The organism is Mesorhizobium sp. P2_C7 (genome assembly GCF_056404515.1).
In genome coordinates this window covers 90,034-114,664 of the sequence record NZ_JBFUDW010000009.1, presented here as the reverse complement: position 1 = coordinate 114,664, position 24,631 = coordinate 90,034, and the positions used below count along the sequence as shown (strand labels likewise).

The window sequence follows — 24,631 nt, the reverse complement described above, 5'->3', positions numbered from 1 at the left end:
GGCGGCAACACCGCAAGGAATTGCGAACGGGCGGGAGAATTGATCAGGTGCGGTTGAGATCTGTCCCTCTGGGTGTCGTCGCCAGCCTCCTCCTCGCCGTCATCGCTTTGACGGTGTCGGCGCGGTCGTTTGCCGCGCTTCCCGATGTTCCCGCCTGGTTGCAGGCCCATGTCGGCGACAGCGATGGTCAGATCTCGCAAGTGGTCCTGGAGCGGGCCCGCGCGCTTTACCTGAAAAAGGTGGCGCAAGGTGCGATCAGGAACCCCTGCTACTTTGCCATGGATGCCACGCGTCCCGGCGATCTGGGCAATGGCGTGCTCGGGCGCCGGTACTATGTCATCTGCGAAGCCAGCCAGTCGTTTCGCGCGATCTCATCGGGTCATGGCGCCGGCCGGAATCTGAAAGGCACTGTCGATTTTTCAAATGGCAGACGGTGCGCGAAGAACTTCGGCAACGCCATGGATTCTGAACTGACCGCCGGCGGGGCCTATATCACCCGCGAGGCGAAAACATCGTTCAAAGGCTTTTATCGCACCGGTGCGAAACAGGACGCGGCTTTCCTGCGCACCTTCATACAGTTCGACGGCGAAGGCGAAGCCGCCAATGCCAGGCAGCGGGTGATCGGCGGCCATGCGGCGCAGGTGCTGCGCGCCCAGTGCATGCGCAAAAATCCGAACAGCTCATATGCCGACCATGACGGTTTGGTGCCGTTCGGCAAGCTGGTGGACTATCCTGGCGGCCGCAGCAACGGATGCACCAGCTGGTCGCCGGTGGATGCGCGGCAGATCATCTCGATGGTGAAGGACAACCCGACGACGCTCTACATCTATCCGGAATCACGCGACATTGCCGCGGTAGTGGCACACCGTTCGCAGTCGGGCGGTGTGCCCTACTGGAACGCATCCTGCCTGAAGGAAATCGGCGCGCCGAAATTCTGGCCGAGAAAAACCCTCGAGCCGATCATCGCCCAATACAAGACGGATCATCCGGCACCACCGCCCCAGCCACTGCCGATCTGCAAGGGGTCTTGAAGTCCGCACCCGGATAGGCTGCCGCCCAGCCAGGCGATGCTTTCGGCGCTCTCGGGAGAGCCTTTCAGGCAAGACGAGATCAGGCACCTGATCCGCATCGTTGTCGAAGACATTGGTGAACGGTCAGGCCGAATTGGCAACCGCTGACGGTCGCAAGCCCCGGTCAGCGATGGGCGGCAAGCCTACTGCAGCAGGCCCTTGACGATGCCGCTTGCCTTGCCGAAATCCATCTGGCCGGCATATTTTTGCTTCAGCGCGGCGATCACCTTGCCCATGTCCTTCTGGCTGGCCGCACCTGTCGCCGCGATCGCCTCGCGCGCGGCCACGGCCACCGCGGCCTCGTCCAGCTGCGTCGGCAGGAAGGCGCGGATGATCTCCATCTCGCCACGCTCCTGCGCCGCCAGTTCCGGTCGCTTGCCGTCGTCGAAGGCCTTGGCCGATTCCTCGCGCTGCTTCACCATCTTGGCCAGGATCTGCAGGATTTCCTCATCGCTGGCAGGGTCCTTGGCCGAACCACGATTGGCGATGTCGCGGTCGTGGATGGCCGCCTGGATCAGCCGCAATGTCGGCAGCCGGTGCTTGTCCTGCGCCTTCATCGCGCTCTTCAGGGATTCGGCGATTTTGCCACGCATGGTGCTTTCTCCTTCGATGGGCGCGGACAATAGCGCCGGGGACAGGCCAACGCAAACCCTGATATTGCCAGGCAAGCCACTGATATTGCTTGACGAAATAAATCGGAGCCCGATTGCTCATGATCATTGACCGCTTTGCGCCCTTCCCCTATGTACTGGGCCTTGCATGAACTGAAGCTTGACTGCGTGGAAGCCGCGAAATCGCCGCTTCGCGCTATTTGCCGCGCAGATGGTCCGCCAGGCCGATTGCAGCGTGCAGACTGATAGGAGCGCCGCCATGGCCGAGATGACCCCCGCTTGGGCAACCGAAAGGCCGACCGCCCTTCTGGTGCTGGCCGACGGCACCGTCATCGAGGGTCGCGGCCTGGGCGCCACCGGCTCCGCCGTCGCCGAAGTCTGCTTCAACACGGCGCTGACCGGCTACCAGGAAATCCTCACCGACCCATCCTATGCCGGCCAGATCGTCACTTTCACCTTCCCGCATATCGGCAACATCGGCACCAATGAAGAGGACATCGAGGATCTCAATCCGGTTGCACGCGCCGGCGCTGTCGGTGCCGTGTTCAAGGCCGATGTCACCAACCCGTCCAACTACCGCGCCGGTACCGGTCTCGACCAGTGGCTGAAGAAGCGCGGCATCGTCGCCCTTTCGGGCATCGACACCCGCGCGCTCACCGCGCTGATCCGTGAAAAGGGGATGCCCAACGCAGTCATTGCGCATGCGCCCGACGGCGTCTTCGACCTCGACGACCTGAAGCAGCGCGCCGCCGCATGGTCGGGCCTGATCGGGCTCGATCTCGCCAAGGAAGTCACGTCAGGTCAGTCCTCGGTCTGGCGCGAGACGCCATGGGTCTGGAACGAAGGCTTTGGCGAACAGGCCGATCCTTCGATGCATGTCGTTGCCATCGACTACGGCGTCAAGCGCAACATCTTGCGCCTGCTCGCCGGCCTCGGCGCCAAGGTCACCGTGGTGCCGGCCAAGACCGGCGCTGAAGAAATCCTTGCCATGCAGCCGGACGGCATCTTCCTCTCCAACGGCCCCGGCGATCCCGAAGCCACCGGCGACTATGCCGTGCCGGTCATCCAGGACCTGCTGAAGACCGACATCCCGGTGTTCGGCATCTGCCTTGGCCACCAGATGCTGGCGCTGGCGCTCGGCGGCAAGACCGCAAAGATGCATCAGGGCCACCACGGCGCCAACCATCCGGTAAAGGACCACACCACCGGCAAGGTCGAGATCGTCTCCATGAACCACGGCTTTGCCGTCGATGCGGACTCGCTGCCATCAGGCGTCGAGGAAACCCATGTCTCGCTGTTCGACGGCTCGAATTGCGGCATCACGCTGACCGGCCGTCCGGTGTTCTCGGTCCAGCATCATCCCGAGGCCTCGCCCGGCCCGCAGGATTCGCACTATCTGTTCCGCCGCTTCGTCAATCTGATCCGCGAAAAGCGCGGCGAAGAATTGCTGGCGGAGCGGGCTTAACCGGAAGCGGCGCGCGCCTCACGCGCCCGTCATCGCTCATATCTGCGCTCCATCTTCCGCCACGCTGGTGGTGACGTTTCTGACCGCCACCGGCTTTGCCACCTTGGTGACGAAGACGATCAGCGCCAGCGTCAGGAAAAACGCGCCAACCAGATAGGGCGCGCCACCGAAGGTCACGGGCGCTCTCGGCCCGGTGAACCAGGAAAAGATCGCCGTATAGAGCAGCGGAGTGATGATCGAGGTGATCGAAAAGATCGAGGTCATCGCGCCTTGCAGTTCGCCTTGCGCTGAAGGCGGCACCTTGGCGGCGGCGAGGCTCCTCAGCGGCGGATCGGCCAGCGCTTCCAGGCAGCCGACGACGATCACCGCATAGATCATCCAGCCTTGCGACGCGAAGGCGTAACCGAAGGCGCTGAGCGCCGTGAAGGCAAGGCCGATGGCTGCCGTCTTCCACTCGCCAAGCCTGGGGATCACGCGCGGCAGCACCGTCGCCATGACGATCGCCCCGCACAGGCCGAAGGCGCCGAGCGAAAAGCCGATCTGCTGCTCGCTCCAGCCGTAGCGGTAATTGGAGACGAACGACCACACCGCCGGGTACATCATGTGCCCGAGCGTCATCATGAAGAAGACAAGCCCGATCCAGCCGATGCCTTTGTACTGGCGCATCTGCAGGAGCGTCCCAACCGGGTTCGCGCGTTTCCACTCGAAGCGGCGGCGATGCTTGTCGTCGAGCGTTTCCGGCAACAGGAACAGCGCAATCAGGAAGTTCACGAAAGCCAGCCCGGCGGYGAAATAGAACGGTACGCGTGGCCCGAACGTACCGAGCAGCCCGCCCAGAACCGGCCCGATGACGAAGCCGACGCCAAAAGCGATGCCGAGCAGGCCGAAATTCTTCGCCCGGTTCTCATCGTTGGAGATGTCAGCGATGAAGGCGGATGTCGTCGAATAGCTGGCGCCGGAAATGCCGGCCAGCACGCGCCCGATGAACAGCATGGGGAAGGACCAGGCGACGGCGCAGATCAGGTTGTCGATGGAAAAGGTCAGCACGGAGGCGAGCAGGATCGGCCGCCGTCCGAAGCGATCGCTCAAGCCGCCCATGATGGGCCCAAAGAAGAACTGCATCGCCGCATAGACGAAGAACAGCCAACCGCCCTCGATCGCCGCTCCGCTGATGCTGACGCCAGTCAACTCCCTGAGATAGGCCGGCAACACCGGCATGATCATGCCGAAGCCGATGATATCGAGCAGCAGCGTCGTGAAGACGAGCGCAAGGCCCCGTCTGGCGGTTTTGGGGTCGATCATAAAGGGTCAAGCTCCTCTGCTCGCCCTGGGGCGCAGGCGGACGCACCTTATAAGCGAGCTTGTCGCCCGGAACAATAAGGGAACAGGCTTGATACTTTCATCCTGACATCCCCTGACGGAGGCTTCGCCGTCAGGTCGATCTCGGAAAACGGTCCCTCAGATCGGGCCGCTCAGCGTGTTGCAATCCGAAAGCTTGCCGCTCTTGTAGCCGCGCGCCAGCCAGGTTTGCCGCTGCTGCGAGGTGCCGTGGTTGAAGCTTTCCGGCACGACATAGCCTTGCGTCTTCTTCTGCAGCGTGTCGTCGCCGATCTGTTTGGCGGCGTTCAGCGCGCTCTCTATGTCGCCCTGCTCCAATATGCCTTTCTGCGCGGTGTAATGTGCCCACACACCGGCGAAGCAATCGGCCTGAAGCTCGATGCGCACCGACAGCTGGTTGGCATCGGCTTCGCTCATGCCTTGCCGCATCTGGTTGAACTTAGACATGATGCCGGTCAGGTTCTGCACATGGTGGCCGACCTCATGCGCGACCACATAAGCCCGGGCGAACTCGCCCGAGGCGCCGAACTGCTGGTCGAGCTGCTGGAAGAAGGTCATGTCGAGATAGACCTTGTGGTCGCCGGGGCAATAGAACGGTCCGGCTGCCGCGGAGGCAAAGCCGCAGGCCGAGCGGACCTGGCCGCTGAACAGCACCAGCTTCGGGTCTTCGTAGGTCAACCCTTGAGATTTGAAGATGCCGGTCCAGGTGTCTTCGGTCTCGGCCAGCACGGTGGCGACGAACTGCTTCATCTCGTCGTTGGCGGGCGCACCCGCGCCGCTGTCCTGGCCGCCGCTGTCGTCGGTGATCTGCCCGCCGCCGCCCGGCAGCAGGCCGCCGTCGCCGCCGCCCAGGATCGTCGACGGATCAAAGCCGAAATACCATCCGGCCAGCACCACCAGGATGACGAGGAAGATGCTGCCGCCGCCGCCGGCGCGACCACCGATGGGGATGCGGAACTGACCGGGGCTGCCGCCGCCGAGCCCGCCGCCGCTGTCGCTGCGGTCGTCCTCGATATTGTCACTCTGACGACGGCCTCTCCAGAGCATGGCAACTCCTCGCGCTGCGAACTTCCCCGTTGTTCCGGCAAGGCCGGCTCAACCCAACAAACAATTATCCCAATGGTTGCACCAAGTCACAGCATTTTTCGAGACTGCGCCCCTGCCGAATGGCTGCCTCGCCACTCTGGCAGAGACCACGGAAGGCCTGTAGCATCGCCGCAAACGGAGGGGTACGCGAGGCTTGAAGACGTTCGGTGAATTCGTGTCGCTGCTCGCGGCCCTGCTCTGCCTTGGTCTCGCAAGTGCCGGCGCGGTGACGCTTGATTCCAGTGTCGCCGTCACCGATCCCGCCACTTTGCAGGCACTGGAGCGCGGCGGCCTGTCGATCAGCCGCCTGCTCGGTCCGGCACTCGGCCTCACCCGCGAGGTCGACAATCGCGGCCTATTTTCGGTGCCGGCGCTGGCCACCGTCCGCGACACCGTCAAGCTTGAGATCGCCGACGAACCGAAGACCAGTCCCGACCCCTATGTCGCGGCCATGGCTAGGTCGACCGACACCAGCCAGAAATTCAATCCGAAATACATCGACGACGACGGCTCGACGCTCGACCTGACCGGCGTCGTCAACCGCATGGATCGCGGCTATCTCGGTCATACCGAATGCGGCGAGATCCGGCTGATCTATCGCTTCCACTATTCGGTCGCGGAAAAGCCGGTGAAGGGAAAGGCGGGCCAGCGCATTTCCTCGCGCCTGCCGCTGACCATGAGCCTGGTGTTCAACGCCAAGCCCACGCGGGCCCAGGCCCGTGCTTCAAGGGATTTGCCGAGCGCAATCGATGTATCCTGCGCCGAAATCGCCAAGCGCTGGCTTGCCGCCGGGCAGATGGATCTGCCGCCAGACCAGTTGGCGGCGTGGCTGCGCTCTGACGAAGGGCCGCTCTCCGGCGCCATGCTGAATTCGTCGCAGATCATGCGCCTTGAACTCAACATGCAGGTGCTCAGGCTATCGGCCTCGACGCGCCGCGATTTCGGCGGCCACGCCGAATATCTGCTGAAGATCTTCAAATGGGATCCGGCCACATCGAGCTTCTACGAATCGAAGATGGAGAACCAGATCGACCGGGCGATCGTGCTGGCCGACAAGCCGTCCTTCGCCAAGTGGCTGCTCACCGACCGCAACATCTACGACCTCGATCATGGCCGGCTGGTCATCGACGAAAAGTTCCTGGCCAAGAGCGCCGTCTCCGTAGCACCCGGCGGCCTGAGCCGGTCGCAGAACAACATCGCCTATGGGCTGGTCGACGACGCCGATATCGACAAGGCGCTGAAGGACTACGTTGCCAGGGGCAACACGCTCTCCTCCGTCAAGTCGGTGGCAGGCTTCGAACTGCGGCTCAATGAGATGACCTGCACCGGCTGCCACCAGACGCATGGCATTGCCGGCTTCCACTATACCGGCGCCGACCCGGCCAGCGAGCCGCGCCGCAACGCCGTCTTCGTGCCGGGCTCGGCCGTGTTCTTTGCCGACCTGCCGCGTCGACGCGCCATCGTCGAGCAGTTCGCCGCCGGCGGCCATCCGGATTTCACGCGTGGCTTTGCCGCCCGTCCGGACCAGAAATACGCCGAGGCGCTGAAGGGCAGCGACCTCTACAATGGCTGGGGCTCGATCTGCTATCGGGGCGAGGATTTAAGCTTCAAGGACTGGAGCTGCGGCGAAGGCTTGCGCTGCGCCGGCGTCCACGAGAGCGCAATCCATCCGGGCTTCGGCACCTGCGTCAGCGAGGCCGGCACAGCGGTCGGTGACCCCGTCGAGTTCGGCGAGATAAAAATGTCGACATGGGGCAACGACCAGTATTGCCGGCTGTCACCGGCCACCGCCAAGGCATGCGCCATCGATCCGGCGCGGGACAAGAAGCCGCCGGTCAAGCTCGCCGGCTATGGCGCCGCACGCCAGCGTTATGACAATCCGCAGCAGAAGACCGGCGGCTTTCCCGGCGGCATGCTGCGCAAGGCAAGCTGTGAAAAGCTTCCCGACGAGGCGACCTGCGGCCGGTTGGCCAAGACCGGTTTCAACGACTGCATTGCGTCGGGCAAGGACCACAAATTCTGCACCAAGGAATTCACCAAGACCGCCGGCCTGCGCGCCTGCGACAAGGCGCATCCCTGCCGCGAGGACTATATCTGCACCGCCGGCTATGACGACCTGCCCCAGGCCAAGCCTGGTGAAGGCACCTGCATCCCGCCCTATTTCATCTTCCAGTTCCGCGTCGACGGCCACCCCAGAAGCTGGGTGCAAGATGTCAGGGAGTGAGAGCCCGGTTTTGCCGCAGGCAAAATGATAGGCCCAGTGGTCAACGAAGGCGCCGTTGCTACATCTCAGCAAACGGCTTTCGCCGACAATTGCCGATGTCTGCCCGAAAGGCGCCTAATCCCTTTGCTTGGCGCCGGCGCTCTTGCCGTCGGAACTTTTAGAGCGCTCCTCGAAACGCGCGGCGCCCTTCTTCAGCGGGTGACCGGTCTCGGCTTCGGTCTTGCGCTCGTCCTTGGCCGCTGCCTGTTTCAATCCCTTGGCCGCCTGTTTGCCCTTAGCGGTCGGTGCCTGTTCAACGCCCATCACTTCCTCCCTTGGCGCGCGCCAATCGCGCGGTGTCAGGAGCAACGTGCGTAACATCAGGCGGTTCCCGCGCGGCTTCGTCGTTCGGGAAACGCGGCGCTGACGCAGCTCAGCGTGCCGCCGTCATCGCCTTGCGGAATGCCTCGAGCGTCTCGGCGCTGACATGGTGCTCAATGCCCTCGGCATCGATGCGCGCAGTCTCGGCGCTGACGCCGAGCGAACGCAGGAAGGCTTCCACCGTCTGGTGGCGGATGCGGCTCTCCACCGCGACCTTGCGGCCGGCATCGGTCAGGAACACGCCGCGATAGGGTTTTCTGGACACCAGGCCGTCGGCGCACAGCCTGGTCAGCATCTTGGCCACCGTCGGCTGGGCCACGCCGAGCCGTGCGGCGATATCGACCTGACGCGCTTCGTTGCCGTCTTCGATCAGGTCGGCGATCAGCTCGACATAATCCTCGACCAACGCGCTGCGGCGCGCTTCGCGCGTGTGCCTGAACCCCTCCGAATGGACGTCGGCGTCAGGCAGCGGCTTTTCGCGCGGGACCGGTCTGTTCTTCAGCGCCAATGCGCGCCCCTCCTGGGAGTTTAGCCGTCCATGCATTCATAGCACGGGCTCTGATTCTTCAGGCCGTTTATTTGCATTCCGCCACAGGCGCAACCGGCGTTGTCGGCGACCGTTCCCGCGCCAGGTCGCCGCTCGAACAAAAAGCACCGACAATGAAATATAGCATATTGCATAATGTTGAGCCATGGCATAGCTTAGGGGAACATCGACACGTCTCGCGGAAAGCCCCTCATGTCTGAAGTCGAAGCCACAGCCTCCCAATCCACTTGGCGGTTCGCCAGGCCCGAGGAGGACGACCAGCCCAGCCTGCGCGAGGTCAATTCTTCCATCGCCGTGCCGAACTCGGGCGTTTGGTTCCGCCGGCTGTTCGCCTTCATGGGCCCCGGCTACATGGTCTCGGTCGGCTATATGGATCCGGGCAACTGGGCGACCGACCTCGCCGGTGGCGCGCAGTTCGGCTACACGCTGCTGTTCATCATTATGCTCTCCAACCTGATGGCGATCCTGCTGCAGGCGCTGGCTGCCCGCCTCGGCATCGCCACCGGCCGCGACCTCGCCCAGGCCTGCCGCGCCTACTATCCACGCCCCGTCAATTTCATGCTGTGGATCGCGTGCGAACTGGCCATCATTGCTTGCGACCTGGCCGAAGTCATCGGCACCGCGATCGCGCTGCAGCTTCTGTTCGGCATTCCACTGATCGGCGGCGCCGTGCTCACGGCGCTCGATGCCTTTCTCGTGCTGTTGTTGATGAACAAGGGTTTTCGCTATCTCGAAGCCTTCGTCATCGCGCTCCTGATCATCATCTTCAGCTGCTTTGCCATCCAGATCTTTGTCGCCGCCCCGCCGGCCGGCTCGATCCTGCATGCAATGTTCATTCCGTCGTCCGAGATCGTCACCAATCCGGCAATGCTCTACATCGCCATCGGCATCATCGGCGCCACCGTCATGCCGCACAATCTCTATCTGCACTCCTCGATCGTGCAGACCCGCGCCTATGAGCGCACCGACAAAGGCAAGCGCGACGCCATCAAATGGGCAACGACGGACTCGACCATCGCCCTGATGCTCGCCTTGTTCGTCAATGCCTCGATCCTGATCGTGTCGGCGGTCGCCTTCCACGACACCGGCCACCAGGATGTCGCCGAGATCGGCCAGGCCTTCGAGCTGCTGTCGCCGCTGCTGGGCCTCGGCATCGCCTCGATCCTGTTCGCCGTCGCGCTGCTGGCTTCCGGCCTGAACTCGACTGTGACGGCGACGCTGGCCGGCCAGATCGTCATGGAAGGTTTCCTGCGCCTGCGCATCCCCAACTGGGCACGCCGCCTGCTGACGCGCGGGCTCGCCATCATCCCGGTGGTGATCGTCACCGCGCTCTATGGCGAAAAAGGCACCGGCCAGTTGCTGGTGTTCAGCCAGGTGATCCTGTCGATGCAGCTGCCCTTCGCGGTTGTCCCGCTGGTGCAGTTCGTCTCCGACAGGAAGAAGATGGGCAACCTCGCCATTCCGCGCGGCGTCGCCGCACTGGCCTGGGTGGTCGCCGCGATCATCCTGGTGCTCAACTTCAAGCTGCTCTACGACACCATGTTCGGGGTCGGCTGAGACGCAAAATCGACTGCTCTGCTGAGAGATAGTCCGGCGACAAATCGGCAATCCGCGCTATCTTCTCCCGCGTCATGACCGGGATAGAAGACGTCAGGAAGTTCTACGCGAGGCTGATGGCCGCCAATGCCGGCTCGCCCGATCCGCGCCTGGAGGCGGTCTTCGCCGAGGTGCCGCGCGAAGCCTTCCTCGGTCCTGGGCCGTGGACGATCATCGCCGGCAACGGCAAGATCACGACGCCGAGCGCGGATCCGGCTCACATCTACCAGAACGTGCTGGTGGCGCTCGACAACGACAAGGGCATCAACAACGGCGAGCCGTTCCTGCACGCCATGTGGATCGGCAAGCTTGCGCCGAAACCCGGCGAAGCCGTTTGCCATATCGGCGCCGGCACCGGCTACTATACCGCGGCACTGGCCAAACTGGTTTCGCCCGGCGGCACCGTCACCGCTTTCGAACTCGACAACAACCTGGCCGAACTCGCACGACAAAATCTCGAAACCTATGGCAATGTGACCGTCGTCCATGGCGATGCCGTGACGTCGCCCTTGCCGCCATCCGACATCATCTACGTCAATGCCGGGGTCGCCGCGCCACCGGTGGGATGGCTGAAGGCGCTGCGGCCGGGCGGTCGCATGATCTTTCCCTGGCGCCCGGCCGAGCGCGTCCCGCTGTCAGTGATGGTGACCCGCACCGAAAAGGGCTTCGCCTGCAACCCCTTCATGCGCTCATGGTTCATTCCATGTGTCGGCGCCTCGGTTGCAGACCCCGCGGCGAAGATCCCGACGCGCGACCAGGCCGCGCGCAGCCGCTCGATCTGGCTGACGTCGGACAAGCTGCCGGACCGCACCGCCACGGCGATCTTCGGTGAGGTCTGGTTCTCCTCGCGCGTCCTCGATGCCAGGCCTCGCAGGTGACGCACCGACGGCGGGCCTGTCAAAATCTTGCCAGCGGTGTCGGACGGGCGGCGATCCGCGCGTCCTTGGGCTGAAGTCCAGCCGCGACGGCGTGGATTGAAGAAACCGGAGCATTGGAATGAGAAAGATCATCGCCGCGACATTCGTCAGCCTCGATGGCGTCATGCAAGCCCCAGGCGGTCCGGAAGAGGATCCGGTCGGCGGCTTCAAGTTCGGCGGCTGGACGTTCCACTACTGGGATGACGCCATGGGCGCGTTCATGGGCGAGACCTTCACCAAGCCCTTCGACCTGCTGCTCGGCCGCAAGACCTACGACATCTTCGCCGCCCACTGGCCGTACCAGGACAACGATCCGATCGCCGAAAGCTTCAACGCCGTCACTAAATATGTGGCGACGCACCGGCACGACACGCTGACCTGGAACAACAGCCAGTCGCTGGGCGACGATGTCGTGGCAACGCTGCGCAAGCTGAAGGAGCAAGACGGCCCGGACCTGCTCATCCAGGGTTCGAGCGACCTGATCCAGACCTTGCTCGCCAATGACCTGATCGACGAGATCAGCCTGCTGATCTTCCCGCTGGTGCTGGGCAAGGGCAAGCGGCTGTTCGGCAACGGCACCATGCCTTCCGCCTTGAAGCTGACCCGCCCGCAGGCCTCCAGCACCGGCGTCATCATGGCGACGTATGAGCGTGGCGGCGAGATCAAGACCGGATCGTTCGCGCCGGAGAAGCCGTCCGAGGCAGAGATCGAGCGGCGCAAGAACTGGAAGTAGCTGGACCTGGTTTCAAGCCGCCACCAGCCGCCGCGCCAGCCCTTCGCGGATATGCCGCGCGAACTCTTGCGCTGCAGGCCCGACACCATGCCTCGGCAAATGCAGGTTGATGGCAAAATTCGGCAGCGGCGGCAGGCCTGAATCGAACGGCAGTATGTCGAGATCGGCCGGCACGGTGGAGGCCAGCCATGTGGTGACCGCGAGGTCCGAGCGCACCGTCGCCGTCGTCGCGTCGATGTTACCGTTCTCGAATACGGTACGCCATTCCAGCCCGTGCTCACCAAGCGCCGACAGCACCGCCGGCCGGAAGGCGCAGGTGTCGGCAACGATCGAAACCGGCAGCGGCCGCTTGGCGCGGGCAACGCCGCCCTTGGCGCCGACCCAGACCAGCCGGTCTATGGCCAGGCACTCGCCGGCCGACGGGCCGACCCGTTCCTCGATCACCGCAAGGTCGATGGTGCCGGCCGCAAGGGCAGCAGTCAGCTCCGGTGACGACGCGCAGACCAGCGATATCTCGACCTGCGGATAGGTCTCGGCATAGCGCTTCAGCACCGGCGCCAGCAAGGTGCCGACGAGATCGTAGGGCACGCCGAGCCGCACCTGGCCGGCCACCGGGGTGCCCGCCATGTCGGTCCAGATCTCGTCATTCAAGGCCAGCAGGCGCTTACCCTTGCCGAACAGCCGCTCACCGGCGCGCGTCAATCTGAGGCCGCGCCGGTCGCGCTCGAACAGGCTGGCGCCGAGCGCCTCCTCCAGCCGCTTGACCTGCTGGCTGACGGCGCCTTGCGTCAGGTGCAGCGCATTGGCAGCCGCCGTCATGCTGGCCTTGTCGGCGACGGTGACGAAGGTGCGGATCAGCGCCATGTCGAGATTTCGGATCATAGCTGCATTATGTCTTCTAATGCCAAGCATAGCAAACATTGTATTTACTGAAGTTCATGCGCGGCTAGGATGGCGGTGTCCGTCGATGCATGTCGCCCAAAAATGCGCAGCGGTTTTGGGAGAACGAGATGCAGAAACAAAACTTGAAGCGTGTCGACACGCTTAAAGGAAGCCGCATGCTCGAGCCGATCAACCCCCTCGTCCTGTTTGCGATCATTGCCACCACCACGCCCGGCATCGCCACGACCCTGTCGACGGCGTCCGGCGCGCAGTTCGGCTTTCGCCGTTCCGTTCCCTTGCTCGTTGGAAGTGCCGCCGGCCTCGCCACGGTGACGGCCGCCGCGGCCGCCGGGCTCGCCGGCCTGCTGCTTGCGGTGCCCTCGCTGCAACTGGCGATGAAGGTCGTCGGCTCGCTCTATCTCGTCTGGCTGGCGATCAAGATCGGTCGCAGCGGACCGCCCGACCTGGACGTCACCATGGCCAGTCCGAACAGCTTTCTCGGCGGCGCCGGCATTCAATGGATGAACCCCAAGGGCTGGGCGATGGGGCTCGGTGCGGCAGCCTCGTTCGCGGCTTTGACCAGCGGCCCGCTGCAGCTTGCGCTGCTGCTAGGCGCCACCTTCGGCTTGGCAGCAGCTGCCTCGCTGTCGCTGTGGTGCGTGGCCGGGATGCTGCTTGCCCGGCTGCTCAAGACAGAATGGCAATGGCGCGCGCTCAACATCGTGCTGGCGCTGGTGCTTGCCGCCTCGATCATTCCAATGTGGCGGTCGGCCTGAACGCCAACCGCCACACGCGGGCTCAAGCCGCGTAGCGTGCCGCCGGCTTGTTGGCATGCAGGCTGCCGTAGAAGGCTTGGCGCGCGCCGAGGAAAGTGTCCAGCTTGGTGGCGTCGGCAAGCCCCGGCACGGTAACCGTTTCGCCCTTGGCCAGGCCGACAAGTGCGGCATCGACCAGATCGTCCGCCGTCATGACGATCTCCTGCGGAAGGCTATCGATATCGCTGCCGGCGATCTCCCAGAAATCGGTCCGGGTCGCGCCTGGCAGCACCACCTGCGCCTTCACCTGCGTACCCGCAACTTCGCGCTGCAGGGCTTCGGTGAAGTTGACGACATAGGCCTTGGTGCCGCTGTAGATGCCGCCGAACGAGGTGTCGAAGGCAAGCACCGAGGCGATGTTGACGATGGCGCCACGGTTGCGCGCCACCAGACCTGGCAGCACCGCACGGGTCAGCCGCGTCAAGGCGATGACATTGACCTTGATCATGCGCTCGATGGCGTCGGCATCGGCTGTCGCCACCACCTGCTGGCCGCCAATGCCGGCATTGTTGACCAGCACCGTCACGCTGTCGTCGGCGGCGATCGCCTGCTCGACGCGGCGGACATCATTGTCGTCGGCGAGATCGGCGCTGATCACGCCGACCTTACGGCCGTAGGCGTAGCGCAGCTTCTCCGCCAGTTCCTCGAGCCGGTCGGCACGCCGCGCCACCAGCACCAGGTCATAGCCCTGCCCTGCCAGCCTGTCCGCATAGACCGCACCGATGCCCGCCGAAGCTCCGGTGACCACCGCCGTGCCCTTGTTGCTCTGTCCACTCATTGTCCTGTTCCTTCTTCGACTGATTGCTTCGCTTCGACTTTTGCCGCCGGCACCGTGGGCAACCGCCCTTGCCCTGCCGCCAAAGCCATCTGATCTTATTTAGTGGCATATACCACTATGTATGAAATAGGCATATGCCACTATCTTGTCAATGATCGGGACTGAGATTATTTAAGGGTAAGCGGTCGGGCGTGATGCAGCCGTCGCCGAGAGAAAAAATGTCAAAAGATGCCCTACCCGGCCTGACGCTGTGCAACAACGCCATGCTGCGTCGCGCGGCACGCAAGCTCGGCCAGTATTATGATGATGTGCTTGCGCCTTCGGGCCTCAAGGCCACGCAGCAGGGCCTGCTTTACCAGATCCATATCGGCAACGAGCCGGCGATGGGCGCCATTGCCGCGTCCATGATCATGGACCTGTCTGCGCTTGGCCACACGCTGAAGCCACTGATCCGCGACGGCTATGTCGAGACTTTCGCCGATCCGGACGACCGCCGCATCAAGCGCGTGCGGCTGACGCCGCAAGGTCTGGTCAAGCTCGATGAGGCGATGAAGCTGTGGCAGGTCGCCCAGCAGCGTTTCGAGGACGTGGTCGGCAAGGATCAGGCGGCAAAACTGCGCGCGGCGCTAGATGACATCGCCGCGCTGGATTTCGAGCTGCCGCCGGCCAGCTAAGGCAGCCGACGGGCCTCCGAGAAGACTATTCAGCCGGCATGGCAACCGGCCGCGCCGCCCAGCGACCGGCCAGCACGATGCCGAGCCCGATGATCGGGAAGGCCGCGGCGACCAGCCCGAGATCGGCCGGCGCGCCATAGCGCAGCACGGCGCCACCGACCACCGCTCCTAGCGCCACGCCGAGATAGAGTGCCGAACCGTTGAGCGACAGCACGATCGGCGCGGCGTCGGGCGCCAGCTTGATGATGCGGCTGGCCTGCGCCGGCGGGAACGCCCAGCCGACAATGCCCCACGGCACCATCATCGCCATCAGCGCCGGTCCGGCAATATGGGACGGCAGGAAGGTCGGGATGACCGACAGCATGACCAGCATGGCCGCACTCAGCGTCAGCGACCAGCCGACGGTGCGCGTGGCGCCAAAACGGTCGGCTGCCTGGCCGCCGGCGATGTTGCCGATGACGGCGCCGACACCGAAGGCGAGCAGCATGCCGGGCAGCGCGATCTGGCTGAGCCCGCCGCCCTCGATGGCGAGCGGCGCGACATAGGCAAAGACGGTGAAGGCGCCGGTCAGCGCCAGAAGCGTCGTCAGGAGGATCGGCATCACGCCGGGCCGCAGCGCCGCTGCCAGCCGGCGCTTCAGGGGCAGCCTGGTGCCGACGATGCCGCGTGGCAGCCGGTACCACAGGATCGCGCCGGCAAGCGCGCCAAGGCCGGCAATGGCGTAGAACGTGCCGCGCCAGCCGGCGAATGCAGCGACCAGAGCGCCAAGCGGCGCGCCGACCGCGACAGCCACCGTGGTGCCACCGACGACGACGGCAATGGCGCGGGCCCGGTGATGGTCATCAACCAGCGCCACCGCCGTGCCTTGCGCGGTCGCAGCGAACAGGCCCGACGACAGCGCCATGACGATGCGTGCGATCAGCAGCAGTTCGAAGGAGGAGCTCAGCGCGGCGGCAATGTTGCCGATGACGAAGAACACCAGCGTCCACAGGATGACACGGCGCCGGTCCCATTCGCCGGTCAGCGTCGCCAGGATCGGCGTACCGACCGCATAGGCGAGCGCGAAGGCGGTGATCAGCGTGCCGGCCAGCGGAATGGAGATGCCGGCGTCCGCCGCGATGTCGGGCAGAAGGCTGGAGATGACGAAGCCTTCGGTCGAGATCGTGAACGATCCGAGCGCAAGCCAGAAGAGGCGCTTGTCCATGGGGCGTGTCCTTAGTTCAAAAGTTATTGAACAATTGGACATGACAGGGCATGATGTCAATGAAGCCAGGGAAAAATAGCAGCACCCTCCTGACAGCCCTGTGTCAGCACAGTCGGTCAGCACGGATCGCAACGGAAGAACGGCGCGTATGCGCAGAGCAGGATGGATGCGTTGAAATCGGCCCGAACTGTGCTTAGTTTCCAGCCATGACCTTGCCACACCCCAATACCGACCAGATCAGCCTGCCGATCGTGCTCGGCGTGCTCGGTGACCCGACGCGGCTCGCCATCGTGCGCTATCTCGCCAGCAAGGAAGGCGTGGCGCTGAACTGCAGCCAGTTCCTCGACCTCGGCTCCAAGACCAATCTGAGCTATCATCTGGCCAAACTGCGCGAGGCCGGGGTCACCCGCGCCGAAGTCGTTGGCACCAACCGCATGATCACGCTGCGTCGCGCCGACCTCGACGCCCGCTTCCCCGGCCTGCTCGACAGCGTCATCGCCGCCGCCGGAGACGATCCCGCGCTGCCCGCGGTCGGTGGCCACGATCTTGAAGTTTCCGCCTGACCCTTGCAGGAATTGGGTTCCTCGCCCCGCATAGCGGGGGAAAGAGAAAACGCTGCCCCACGTTCGGAGCCACCCAAGATGCGCATCGCCGTCCTCGCAGATATCCATGGCAATGTGCTGGCGCTGGACGCCGTGCTTGACGATCTGAAGCAGCGCGGCGGCGCCGACCTGACCGTCAATCTCGGCGACAGCGTTTCCGGCCCGCTATGGCCGCGCGAGACGTTTGCGCGGCTGGAAGCGCTCAACCTGCCGACGGTGCGCGGCAACCACGACCGTCGCGTCGCCGCCGATCCGGCCAGTGACGAGATGTGGCCTTCCGACGCCTATGCGCAGGAGCGGCTGACGCAGGCGCAGCGCGAGGCGCTGTTCGCGCAGCCGCTGACGCTCGAGATCGCGCCCGGCATCATCGCCTTCCACGCCCGGCCCGACCATGACGAGAAATATCTGCTCGATGCGATCACCGATGGCCAGCTGGTGCGCGCGCCATTGGCGGCGATTCGGCGCCGGCTGAAGGCGCTTGACCCGGCCTGCCGCATCGCGCTGTGCGGCCACAGCCACCGGGCCGAGCTGATCCGCATCCCCGGTGGTCCGGTCGTCTTCAATCCCGGCAGCATCGGCTGCCCCGCCTATGACGATTCGACGCCGCCGGCGCATGTCTCGGAGCAGGGATCACCACATGCGCGCTACGGCATTGTCACCTTGGGCAGCGCCGGCCAGCCCGACCGCTTCGAGGCCATCGCCGTCGACTACGACCACGAAGCCGCGGCCAGACAGGCCGGAGATGCGGGACGCCCGGAATGGGCCCACGCGCTCAGGACCGGCTTCATGCCGGGCTGAGTGTAGCTCATGCCGGGCTGAACTCGTTGATGCCGCCAGCCTCCCTGACCCGTAAACTTGCAACGCCAGGCCGCCGCGGCTAGACACGAAATGCCCTCAGCCAGGCCGGGAGGATTGACCTGGCGAGGGGATCAGCTGGGGCTTCGCAAGGAGCAGCAGGGTTTCTCCCGTCCGCCCAGCACCATGGTTCGTTCGAATTTTCGGGCTTACATGGCGGCGCGTCGTCGCTTATAAAACCGGCCGGGCATGCGACGGGCTCGATCCGTCGCGTGCACGGTGTCTTTGAGTATCAGCGCACGGCCAAATGATGAGGCGCACCGTTACGCTCCGAACAACCCTGCATGCGCTGATTGCGGCTCCGCTTCTGATGGCGGCCTGGCCGGCTGTTGGCCCCGCCATGGCCGAAGAATCGCCGGATCTCGTCATCTCCATCGTCACCGGCCTGGCGCCGGATGACCTTCTCAATATCCGCACAGCAGCATCGCCGGTCGCCACGGTCGAAGCGCGTCTGGCTGGAGGCGCAAGCGTCACCAATCTCGGCTGCAACGACGTCAACGGCAACAAATGGTGCAAGGTCGAGAGCATGGGCAAGGACAAGCTGAGCGGATGGGCGCCGGCGCGCTACCTCATCCCCCTCAATCCGGCTCCCTATGTCGAAGGCCAGGCAAGACCGGCCGACGCACCGATGGTCGCCTCCACTGGCAATGAGGCCGATCAGGCATCGGCGCTGGACAAACCACAAACCGGCGACCCCGCCAAGCCCCAGCCGCCGATCGCACCGCCGCCCGACCTGGCGGCGCGTCTGGGTGGCGCGGGTCCGGAGGCTGGCGCCGAAAGCACGCAGAAATCAGCCGTCGAAATCGGCCAAACGGCCATGCGGGATGCCTACGGCCTGGCCTTCGCGGTGCAGGAAAACCCGACGACCGGCGAGATCGAAAAGCCGCCGGCCGCGGCATCCATTGCCCCGCCGCCTGACTCACAAGCCGTCGCGCGGATGGAACCGCCAGCGGGCCATGCCACCAATGAAATTCCCTGCGCCCGCTATGTCGGCGAGCCGATGACCCGCTGCCCGGTCAGCGTCGTGCGCGCCGGCACGGACAAGGCCGACGTCACCGTCACTTGGCCCGATGGCGGCACCCGCGTCATCTCCTTCGTCGCCGGCAAGCCGGCCGGGTCCGACGGGCAGAGCGACTTCCGCTTCACCCGTGAAGGCAGCCTGAACATGATCCGCATCGGCGTCTCCGAACGCTTCGAGATCACGGATCAGATGGCGCTGGGGGATTAGTCTTAGGGGAGTAAGGGAGTAGGGCAGTAAGGCAGTATGTTTGCAGCGCGCTCCAAACTCTACCTACTCCCCTACTCCCCTCATTTTCGGGGTTACATCGGGCAAAACTCTTCCCTATAAGGCCCTCCTAGCCTGATACCAGAATCGCGAGCACAACCGGCCGGGTCTTCCCGTCCCGGTTTTTTGTGCAAGCCGCCCGCCGAACGGAACTTATCGCCCATGCCAAGACGCACTGACATCAAGTCGATCCTGATCATCGGGGCCGGCCCCATCGTCATCGGCCAGGCCTGCGAGTTCGATTATTCCGGCACCCAGGCCTGCAAGGCGCTGAAGGAAGAGGGTTTTCGCGTCATCCTGGTCAATTCAAATCCGGCCACAATCATGACCGACCCGGAACTGGCCGACGCCACCTATATCGAGCCGATCACCCCGGAAGTCGTGGCCAAGATCATCGCCAAGGAGCGGCCCGATGCGCTGCTGCCGACCATGGGCGGCCAGACCGCGCTCAACACCGCTCTGTCGCTGCGCCGCATGGGCGTGCTCGACCGCTACAATGTCGAGATGATCGGCGCCGACGCCACGGCGATCGACAAGGCCGAGGACCGCGCGCTGTTTCGCGAGGCGATGAAGAAGATCGGGCTGGAAACGCCGAAGTCGATGCTGGCCAACGCCACCGACGTCAAGAACACCGACCGCAAGACGCACGAGGCCGAGCGCGCCGCCGTCAAGGCCGAGGCCCCGGCCGATCTCGACGCTGCGCTCGACGCGCTGGAAACCCGCTGGAACCTCGGCGAAGGCGACCGCAAGCAGCGCTACATCAGCCATGGCATGGCGATCGCCGCCCAGGCGCTCGACCATGTCGGCCTGCCTGCCATCATCCGCCCGTCCTTCACCATGGGCGGCACCGGCGGCGGCATCGCCTACAACCGCGCCGAATTCTACGAGATCGTCCAGTCCGGTCTCGATGCCTCGCCGACCACCGAAGTGCTGATCGAGGAGAGCGTGCTCGGCTGGAAGGAGTACGAGATGGAGGTCGTCCGCGACAAGGCGGACAATTGCATCATCGTCTGCTCGATCGAGAACATCGACCCGATGGGCGTGCACACCGGCGATTCGATCACCGTCGCGCCAGCGCTCACGCTCACCGACAAAGAATACCAGATGATGCGCAACGCCTCGATCGCGGTGCTGCGCGAGATCGGCGTCGAGACCGGCGGTTCCAACGTGCAGTTCGCCGTCAACCCGGCCGATGGCCGTCTGGTCGTGATCGAGATGAACCCGCGCGTCTCGCGCTCGTCCGCCTTGGCTTCCAAGGCGACCGGTTTCCCGATCGCGAAGATCGCGGCCAAGCTCGCCGTTGGCTACACGCTGGACGAGCTGGAGAACGACATCACCGGCGGCGCGACGCCGGCCTCGTTCGAGCCGTCGATCGATTACGTCGTCACCAAGATCCCGCGTTTCGCCTTCGAGAAATTCCCCGGCGCCGAGCCGGTGCTGACCACCGCCATGAAGTCGGTCGGCGAAGTCATGGCCATCGGCCGCACGTTCCAGGAATCGCTGCAGAAGGCGCTGCGTGGTCTCGAAACCGGCCTCACCGGCCTCGACGAGATCGAGATCCCCGGCCTCGGCCACGGGACCGCGATCGCCAACCATGCCGACGACCGCAACGCCATCCGCGCAGCACTGGGCACGCCGACGCCCGACCGGCTGCGCATGGTGGCGCAGGCGATCCGCATGGGCACCTCGCTGGAAGACGTGCACGCCATGTGCAAGATCGACCCGTGGTTCCTCGAGCAGATCGCCGGCATCGTCGCCATGGAAGCCCGCATCCGCGAGCACGGCATCCCCGGGGATGCCGTCAATCTGCGCATGCTGAAGGCGATGGGTTTTTCCGACGCCCGCCTGGCATCGCTGACCAGGACCGACATCGAAGTGATCGCGAAGGTCCGCGAAAAGCTCGACGTTCACCCGGTCTACAAGCGCATCGACACCTGCGCCGCCGAGTTCGCCTCGCCCACCGCCTACATGTACTCGACCTACGAAGTGCCGTTCGCCGGCCACCTCGCCAACGAGGCGCAGGTCTCGTCGCGCAAAAAGGTCGTCATCCTCGGCGGCGGGCCGAACCGCATCGGCCAGGGCATCGAGTTCGACTATTGCTGCTGCCACGCCGCCTTTGCGCTGCGCGACGCCGGCTATGAGGCGATCATGATCAACTGCAACCCCGAGACCGTGTCGACCGACTACGACACCTCGGACCGGCTCTATTTCGAGCCGCTGACGGCGGAAGACGTGCTGGAGATCCTGCGCGCCGAACAAGCCTCGGGCGAACTGGTCGGCGTCATCGTCCAGTTCGGCGGCCAGACGCCGCTGAAGCTGGCGGATGCGCTGGAGAAGGCCGGCATCCCAATCCTCGGCACCTCGCCCGACATGATCGACCTCGCCGAAGACCGCGACCGCTTCCAGAAGCTGCTGCACAAGCTCGGCCTCAGCCAGCCGAAGAACGGCATCGCCTATTCGGTCGAGCAGGCCCGCCTCGTCGCAGGCGAGCTCGGCTTCCCGCTGGTCGTGCGCCCGTCCTATGTGCTCGGCGGCCGCGCCATGCAGATCATCCATGACGAGGGCATGCTGCAATCCTACCTGCTCGACACCGTGCCCGGCCTGGTGCCGGAGGACATCAAGCAGAAATACCCCAACGACAAGACCGGCCAGATCAACACGCTCCTGGGCAAGAACCCGCTGCTGTTCGATACCTATCTCTCGGGCGCCATCGAGGTCGATGTCGATTGCCTCTGCGACGGCAAGGCAACCTTCGTCTCCGGCATATTGGAGCACATCGAGGAGGCCGGCATCCATTCGGGCGACAGTGCCTGCTCGCTGCCGGTGCACTCGCTGCCTTCGGAGCTGGTGGATGAGCTGGAGCGCCAGACGGCGGCACTCGCCCGCGCGCTCAATGTCGGCGGCCTGATGAACGTGCAATATGCGATCAAGGACGGCACGGTCTATGTGCTGGAGGTCAACCCGCGCGCATCACGCACCGTGCCCTTCGTCGCCAAGACCATCGGGCGGCCGATTGCCAAGATCGCCGCCCGCATCATGGCCGGCGAGACGCTGGAAGACGCCTTCGCCCATTACGGCGCCATGCCCGACCCCAGGAATCCCGGCCACATCGCGGTCAAGGAAGCCGTGTTCCCCTTCGCCCGCTTCCCCGGCGTCGACATCTTGCTCGGCCCGGAAATGCGCTCGACCGGCGAGGTCATGGGCCTCGACCGCGATTTCGCGCTGGCCTTCGCCAAGAGCCAGCTGGGCGCCGGCGTCGACCTGCCACGCTCCGGCACGCTGTTCGTCTCGGTGCGCGACGAGGACAAGAAGGGCATATTGCCGGCGGTGAAGCGCCTCGCAGGTCTCGGCTTCAAGGTGATGGCAACCTCAGGCACGGCCCGCTTCCTCGCCGAAAACGGCGTCGTCGCCGAGAAGATCAACAAGGTGCTGGAAGGCCGCCCCCACATCGAGGACGCCATCCGCAACCGCCAGGTCCAGATCGTCTTCAACACGACTGATGGCCAGAAGGCGGTGTCGGACTCAAAATCGCTCCGCCGCGCGACGCTGATGCAGAAGGTGCCGTATTACACGACGCTGTCGGGCGCTGCCGCGGTAGCGGAGGCGATTGCCGCGCTGAAGGCGGGGAGCCTCGAGGTCAGGCCGCTGCAGGAGTACTTTGCCTAGAGCGAAGCCGCGGCTGCCATGGCTTCGGCATCGGCGTCGTAATTCCAGACCCAGGCGCGTTCCTGCGGCTGAGCGTCAAGCTTGCGGTCGCGGGCATGCAAGTCGCCGCTGGATGCGTCATAGCGAGCACCGTTCATGCGCGCCATGCGCTGGACGCCGGCAGTCCGCTCGCGCCGCAGCTGCTCGTAAATCAGCAGCGCCCGTGGGGCTGACTTGCGGTCTGCGTGGCTCAGCACCGTCGCCAAGGCAACCGCGTCTTCGATGGCCTGATTGGCTCCTTGTCCCAAATGCGGCAGCATTGGGTGGGCGGCGTCGCCCAGCAGGGTCAGGCGTCCGCGAGTCCAGGTTGCGAGCGGCTCACGATCGAACAGGCCCCACCTAAACGTCGTTTTCAGTTGGGCAATGACCGTCTCGACCATGGGGTCCCAACCGGCGAACTCCCGGGCAAGGGCGGCGGGATCGCCCCGTGCCGACCATGACTCCTTCATCGGCTCGTCAGTCGTCACAAAGCCGACGTAGTTGATGAGCAGGCCGGCGCGCACCGGATAGACGAGAAAATGCTTGCCTGCACCAAGCCAGTTGCGCATCGCTCCCGGCGGCCACGAGACACCAGCCGCCGGGATCACCCCTCGATAGGCGACCGATCCCGAATAGAGCGGGGCGGACGGGGCAACTACGAACTGCTGAAGGGTAGAATGGATACCGTCAGCCGCGATCACGACGTCGGCCGTGGTGGGCAAACCATTGGCGAAAGTGATGACGGCCTGCTCATCGTCCTGTTCGAAGCCGATACATCTGTGGCCGGTCTTCACACTATCGGCAGGTAGCCGATCGACGAACATTGCCAGCAAATCGGCGCGGTGCATGCCGTAGAACTCGATTTGGCTGGCAAGCTCGGGGGGCCACATCGCAGCCGCATAGGATCCATCGGCGCGACGAAACTGTGGGTCGATCCATCTGGCGCCCGAGCGGATCAGCTCGTCACCGAGGCCGAGCCGCCGAAGCATCCGGACACCGTTCGGTTGGATCACGACGCCGACGCCGACCTCGGCCAGGGCCGTAGCCTGCTCGTAGAGACGGACGTCCATGCCACGTTGAAGCAGGGCGGCAGCAGCGGCGGCGCCGCCGATGCCGCCGCCAATGACTGCCACACGTAGCGGGCTCGTGCTCATTGCTCCGGCTCGTCAAGCATGGTCAGCCCTTGGCGCGTGCCGCCACCCGCGGCCGCCCGTGAATATTGGCAGCCTAGCGCCGGCGCACAGCGCAGGCAAACGGCGATCATGTTGTAAGGGGTGCGTCGTCGCCGAGAACAAGGTGCTGGAAAGCCGCCCCAACATCGAAGACGCCATCCGCAACCGTCAGGTGCTGATCGTCTTCAACACCATGGGCGGACAGAAGGCGGTGTCGGACTCCAAATCGCTGCGCCGCTCACGCCACCGCCACGCACTCGATCTCGATATCAAACTCCATCGGCCATGACGCCACCGGCACGAAGCTGCGCGCCGGCGGGTTGATCGAAAAATACTTCGCATAGACCCGATTGATGGCGTTGTAGAAGCCGGAATTGACGGCGTAGATGCGCACCATCACCACATTGTCGAGCGAGGTGCCGGCCGCTTCCAGGCAATGTTTCAGCGCCTTCAGCGACGCCTCGGTCTGCGTTTCGATGTCGCCGCGCACCATCTCGCCGGTCACCATGTCCACCGGCGGCGTCGCCGAGATGAACACGAAGCCGTTGGCCTTCACCGCTGTCGAACAGGGAAGGCCGAGCGCCCGCACCTTGGCCGACATGACAGGCACTTCGATGACTTCCTTCTTCACGGCAAATCTCCCTGGGTTTTCAGGGACCTTATCGCGCCACCAGCCGAACGCCAGCGCGGAGCGATGATCCAGGACTGACGCCGCTCACCCCTGCCCAGATGC

22 protein-coding genes are annotated in these 24,631 nt (G+C 64.6%); 12 read left to right on the top strand and 10 right to left on the bottom strand.

What is annotated here, in order from left to right:
* Positions 1–47: 47 nt before the first annotated feature.
* Complete coding sequence (locus AC1D2G_RS19835; protein WP_477398743.1) at positions 48–1,031, top strand: hypothetical protein; 984 nt, start codon at positions 48–50, stop codon at positions 1,029–1,031.
* Between the two features lie 182 nt (positions 1,032–1,213).
* Here AC1D2G_RS19835 and AC1D2G_RS19830 read toward each other — a convergent pair whose 3' ends face one another.
* Positions 1,214–1,663, bottom strand: a complete 450-nt coding sequence (locus tag AC1D2G_RS19830; protein WP_477228131.1) for a GatB/YqeY domain-containing protein — start codon at positions 1,661–1,663, stop codon at positions 1,214–1,216.
* Positions 1,664–1,940: 277 nt separating this feature from the next.
* On the opposite strand from AC1D2G_RS19830, the gene carA reads away from it, so the two are divergent.
* The gene (carA, locus tag AC1D2G_RS19825; RefSeq protein ID WP_477228132.1) at positions 1,941–3,146 is read left to right on the top strand and encodes a glutamine-hydrolyzing carbamoyl-phosphate synthase small subunit; all 1,206 of its coding nucleotides are present in this window, start codon (positions 1,941–1,943) and stop codon (positions 3,144–3,146) included.
* Between the two features lie 36 nt (positions 3,147–3,182).
* On the opposite strand, the gene AC1D2G_RS19820 is transcribed toward carA, so the two are convergent.
* Entirely contained in the window at positions 3,183–4,448 is a 1,266-nt protein-coding gene (locus tag AC1D2G_RS19820) for a TCR/Tet family MFS transporter (RefSeq protein WP_477416016.1), read from the bottom strand.
* A 156-nt stretch (positions 4,449–4,604) separates the two neighbouring features.
* Positions 4,605–5,531, bottom strand: a complete 927-nt coding sequence (gene ypfJ, locus AC1D2G_RS19815; RefSeq protein WP_477228134.1) for a KPN_02809 family neutral zinc metallopeptidase — start codon at positions 5,529–5,531, stop codon at positions 4,605–4,607.
* 193 nt (positions 5,532–5,724) lie between these two features.
* On the opposite strand from ypfJ, the gene AC1D2G_RS19810 reads away from it, so the two are divergent.
* On the top strand, positions 5,725–7,794 hold the full coding sequence (locus tag AC1D2G_RS19810) for a hypothetical protein (protein WP_477228135.1): 2,070 nt from the start codon (positions 5,725–5,727) through the stop codon (positions 7,792–7,794).
* A gap of 114 nt (positions 7,795–7,908) precedes the next feature.
* Here the strand turns inward: AC1D2G_RS19810 and AC1D2G_RS19805 are convergent, their stop codons facing one another.
* Together AC1D2G_RS19805 and mntR are read right to left on the bottom strand one after the other, a co-directional pair.
* Positions 7,909–8,097, bottom strand: coding sequence for a hypothetical protein (locus AC1D2G_RS19805; RefSeq protein WP_095090960.1), 189 nt, complete (start codon positions 8,095–8,097; stop codon positions 7,909–7,911).
* 109 nt (positions 8,098–8,206) lie between these two features.
* The gene (gene mntR / locus AC1D2G_RS19800; protein ID WP_167392353.1) at positions 8,207–8,662 is read right to left on the bottom strand and encodes a manganese-binding transcriptional regulator MntR; all 456 of its coding nucleotides are present in this window, start codon (positions 8,660–8,662) and stop codon (positions 8,207–8,209) included.
* Positions 8,663–8,893: 231 nt separating this feature from the next.
* On the opposite strand from mntR, the gene AC1D2G_RS19795 reads away from it, so the two are divergent.
* From AC1D2G_RS19795 to AC1D2G_RS19785, 3 genes are all read left to right on the top strand, one after another.
* Positions 8,894–10,258, top strand: coding sequence for an Nramp family divalent metal transporter (locus AC1D2G_RS19795; protein WP_457153166.1), 1,365 nt, complete (start codon positions 8,894–8,896; stop codon positions 10,256–10,258).
* 74 nt (positions 10,259–10,332) lie between these two features.
* Positions 10,333–11,175 carry a protein-L-isoaspartate O-methyltransferase family protein gene (locus AC1D2G_RS19790; protein ID WP_477228136.1) on the top strand — a complete coding sequence of 281 codons (843 nt, stop codon included), beginning with the start codon at positions 10,333–10,335 and terminating at the stop codon, positions 11,173–11,175.
* Between the two features lie 118 nt (positions 11,176–11,293).
* Positions 11,294–11,947 carry a dihydrofolate reductase family protein gene (locus AC1D2G_RS19785; protein WP_477228137.1) on the top strand — a complete coding sequence of 218 codons (654 nt, stop codon included), beginning with the start codon at positions 11,294–11,296 and terminating at the stop codon, positions 11,945–11,947.
* 12 nt (positions 11,948–11,959) lie between these two features.
* Here the strand turns inward: AC1D2G_RS19785 and AC1D2G_RS19780 are convergent, their stop codons facing one another.
* Positions 11,960–12,829, bottom strand: a complete 870-nt coding sequence (locus AC1D2G_RS19780; protein WP_477228138.1) for a LysR family transcriptional regulator — start codon at positions 12,827–12,829, stop codon at positions 11,960–11,962.
* A 176-nt stretch (positions 12,830–13,005) separates the two neighbouring features.
* Between AC1D2G_RS19780 and AC1D2G_RS19775 the strand changes: the two genes are divergently transcribed.
* A complete protein-coding gene (locus AC1D2G_RS19775) occupies positions 13,006–13,605 on the top strand; it encodes a LysE family translocator (RefSeq protein ID WP_477416299.1) in 600 nt (199 codons plus the stop codon).
* 22 nt (positions 13,606–13,627) lie between these two features.
* On the opposite strand, the gene AC1D2G_RS19770 is transcribed toward AC1D2G_RS19775, so the two are convergent.
* Positions 13,628–14,422: an SDR family NAD(P)-dependent oxidoreductase gene (locus tag AC1D2G_RS19770; RefSeq protein WP_477416014.1), complete on the bottom strand. Its 795-nt coding sequence runs from the start codon at positions 14,420–14,422 to the stop codon at positions 13,628–13,630.
* Between the two features lie 218 nt (positions 14,423–14,640).
* On the opposite strand from AC1D2G_RS19770, the gene AC1D2G_RS19765 reads away from it, so the two are divergent.
* A complete protein-coding gene (locus AC1D2G_RS19765; RefSeq protein WP_477228140.1) occupies positions 14,641–15,096 on the top strand; it encodes a MarR family winged helix-turn-helix transcriptional regulator in 456 nt (151 codons plus the stop codon).
* Positions 15,097–15,121: 25 nt separating this feature from the next.
* Here AC1D2G_RS19765 and AC1D2G_RS19760 read toward each other — a convergent pair whose 3' ends face one another.
* The gene (locus AC1D2G_RS19760) at positions 15,122–16,300 is read right to left on the bottom strand and encodes an MFS transporter (RefSeq protein ID WP_477228141.1); all 1,179 of its coding nucleotides are present in this window, start codon (positions 16,298–16,300) and stop codon (positions 15,122–15,124) included.
* A 206-nt stretch (positions 16,301–16,506) separates the two neighbouring features.
* Between AC1D2G_RS19760 and AC1D2G_RS19755 the strand changes: the two genes are divergently transcribed.
* The 4 genes from AC1D2G_RS19755 (at position 16,507) to carB (ending at position 22,708) form a co-directional block, all read left to right on the top strand.
* Positions 16,507–16,863: an ArsR/SmtB family transcription factor gene (locus AC1D2G_RS19755; RefSeq protein ID WP_457152519.1), complete on the top strand. Its 357-nt coding sequence runs from the start codon at positions 16,507–16,509 to the stop codon at positions 16,861–16,863.
* 78 nt (positions 16,864–16,941) lie between these two features.
* Entirely contained in the window at positions 16,942–17,700 is a 759-nt protein-coding gene (locus AC1D2G_RS19750; protein ID WP_477416012.1) for a metallophosphoesterase family protein, read from the top strand.
* Between the two features lie 397 nt (positions 17,701–18,097).
* Positions 18,098–18,985, top strand: coding sequence for an SH3 domain-containing protein (locus AC1D2G_RS19745; protein WP_477228143.1), 888 nt, complete (start codon positions 18,098–18,100; stop codon positions 18,983–18,985).
* Between the two features lie 219 nt (positions 18,986–19,204).
* Complete coding sequence (carB, locus tag AC1D2G_RS19740) at positions 19,205–22,708, top strand: carbamoyl-phosphate synthase large subunit (protein ID WP_477228144.1); 3,504 nt, start codon at positions 19,205–19,207, stop codon at positions 22,706–22,708.
* Here the strand turns inward: carB and AC1D2G_RS19735 are convergent.
* Complete coding sequence (locus AC1D2G_RS19735; protein ID WP_477416010.1) at positions 22,705–23,880, bottom strand: FAD-dependent monooxygenase; 1,176 nt, start codon at positions 23,878–23,880, stop codon at positions 22,705–22,707. The two genes, carB and AC1D2G_RS19735, sit on opposite strands and share 4 nt — an antisense overlap.
* 256 nt (positions 23,881–24,136) lie before the next feature.
* Positions 24,137–24,529, bottom strand: coding sequence for a RidA family protein (locus AC1D2G_RS19730; RefSeq protein WP_477228145.1), 393 nt, complete (start codon positions 24,527–24,529; stop codon positions 24,137–24,139).
* Positions 24,530–24,631 lie beyond the last annotated feature (102 nt).

Coding starts and splice junctions, on each gene's coding strand:
- AC1D2G_RS19770 (WP_477416014.1), bottom strand. CDS start 14,422: ATGAGTGGACAGAGCAACAAGGGCACGGCGGTGGTCACCGGAGCTTCG.
- AC1D2G_RS19765 (WP_477228140.1), top strand. CDS start 14,641: ATGTCAAAAGATGCCCTACCCGGCCTGACGCTGTGCAACAACGCCATG.
- AC1D2G_RS19805 (WP_095090960.1), bottom strand. CDS start 8,097: ATGGGCGTTGAACAGGCACCGACCGCTAAGGGCAAACAGGCGGCCAAG.
- AC1D2G_RS19830 (WP_477228131.1), bottom strand. CDS start 1,663: ATGCGTGGCAAAATCGCCGAATCCCTGAAGAGCGCGATGAAGGCGCAG.
- AC1D2G_RS19785 (WP_477228137.1), top strand. CDS start 11,294: ATGAGAAAGATCATCGCCGCGACATTCGTCAGCCTCGATGGCGTCATG.
- AC1D2G_RS19755 (WP_457152519.1), top strand. CDS start 16,507: ATGACCTTGCCACACCCCAATACCGACCAGATCAGCCTGCCGATCGTG.
- carA (WP_477228132.1), top strand. CDS start 1,941: ATGGCCGAGATGACCCCCGCTTGGGCAACCGAAAGGCCGACCGCCCTT.
- carB (WP_477228144.1), top strand. CDS start 19,205: ATGCCAAGACGCACTGACATCAAGTCGATCCTGATCATCGGGGCCGGC.
- ypfJ (WP_477228134.1), bottom strand. CDS start 5,531: ATGCTCTGGAGAGGCCGTCGTCAGAGTGACAATATCGAGGACGACCGC.
- AC1D2G_RS19780 (WP_477228138.1), bottom strand. CDS start 12,829: ATGATCCGAAATCTCGACATGGCGCTGATCCGCACCTTCGTCACCGTC.
- AC1D2G_RS19760 (WP_477228141.1), bottom strand. CDS start 16,300: ATGGACAAGCGCCTCTTCTGGCTTGCGCTCGGATCGTTCACGATCTCG.
- AC1D2G_RS19750 (WP_477416012.1), top strand. CDS start 16,942: ATGCGCATCGCCGTCCTCGCAGATATCCATGGCAATGTGCTGGCGCTG.
- AC1D2G_RS19790 (WP_477228136.1), top strand. CDS start 10,333: ATGACCGGGATAGAAGACGTCAGGAAGTTCTACGCGAGGCTGATGGCC.
- AC1D2G_RS19745 (WP_477228143.1), top strand. CDS start 18,098: ATGGCCGAAGAATCGCCGGATCTCGTCATCTCCATCGTCACCGGCCTG.
- AC1D2G_RS19775 (WP_477416299.1), top strand. CDS start 13,006: ATGCTCGAGCCGATCAACCCCCTCGTCCTGTTTGCGATCATTGCCACC.
- AC1D2G_RS19795 (WP_457153166.1), top strand. CDS start 8,894: ATGTCTGAAGTCGAAGCCACAGCCTCCCAATCCACTTGGCGGTTCGCC.
- AC1D2G_RS19735 (WP_477416010.1), bottom strand. CDS start 23,880: ATGAGCACGAGCCCGCTACGTGTGGCAGTCATTGGCGGCGGCATCGGC.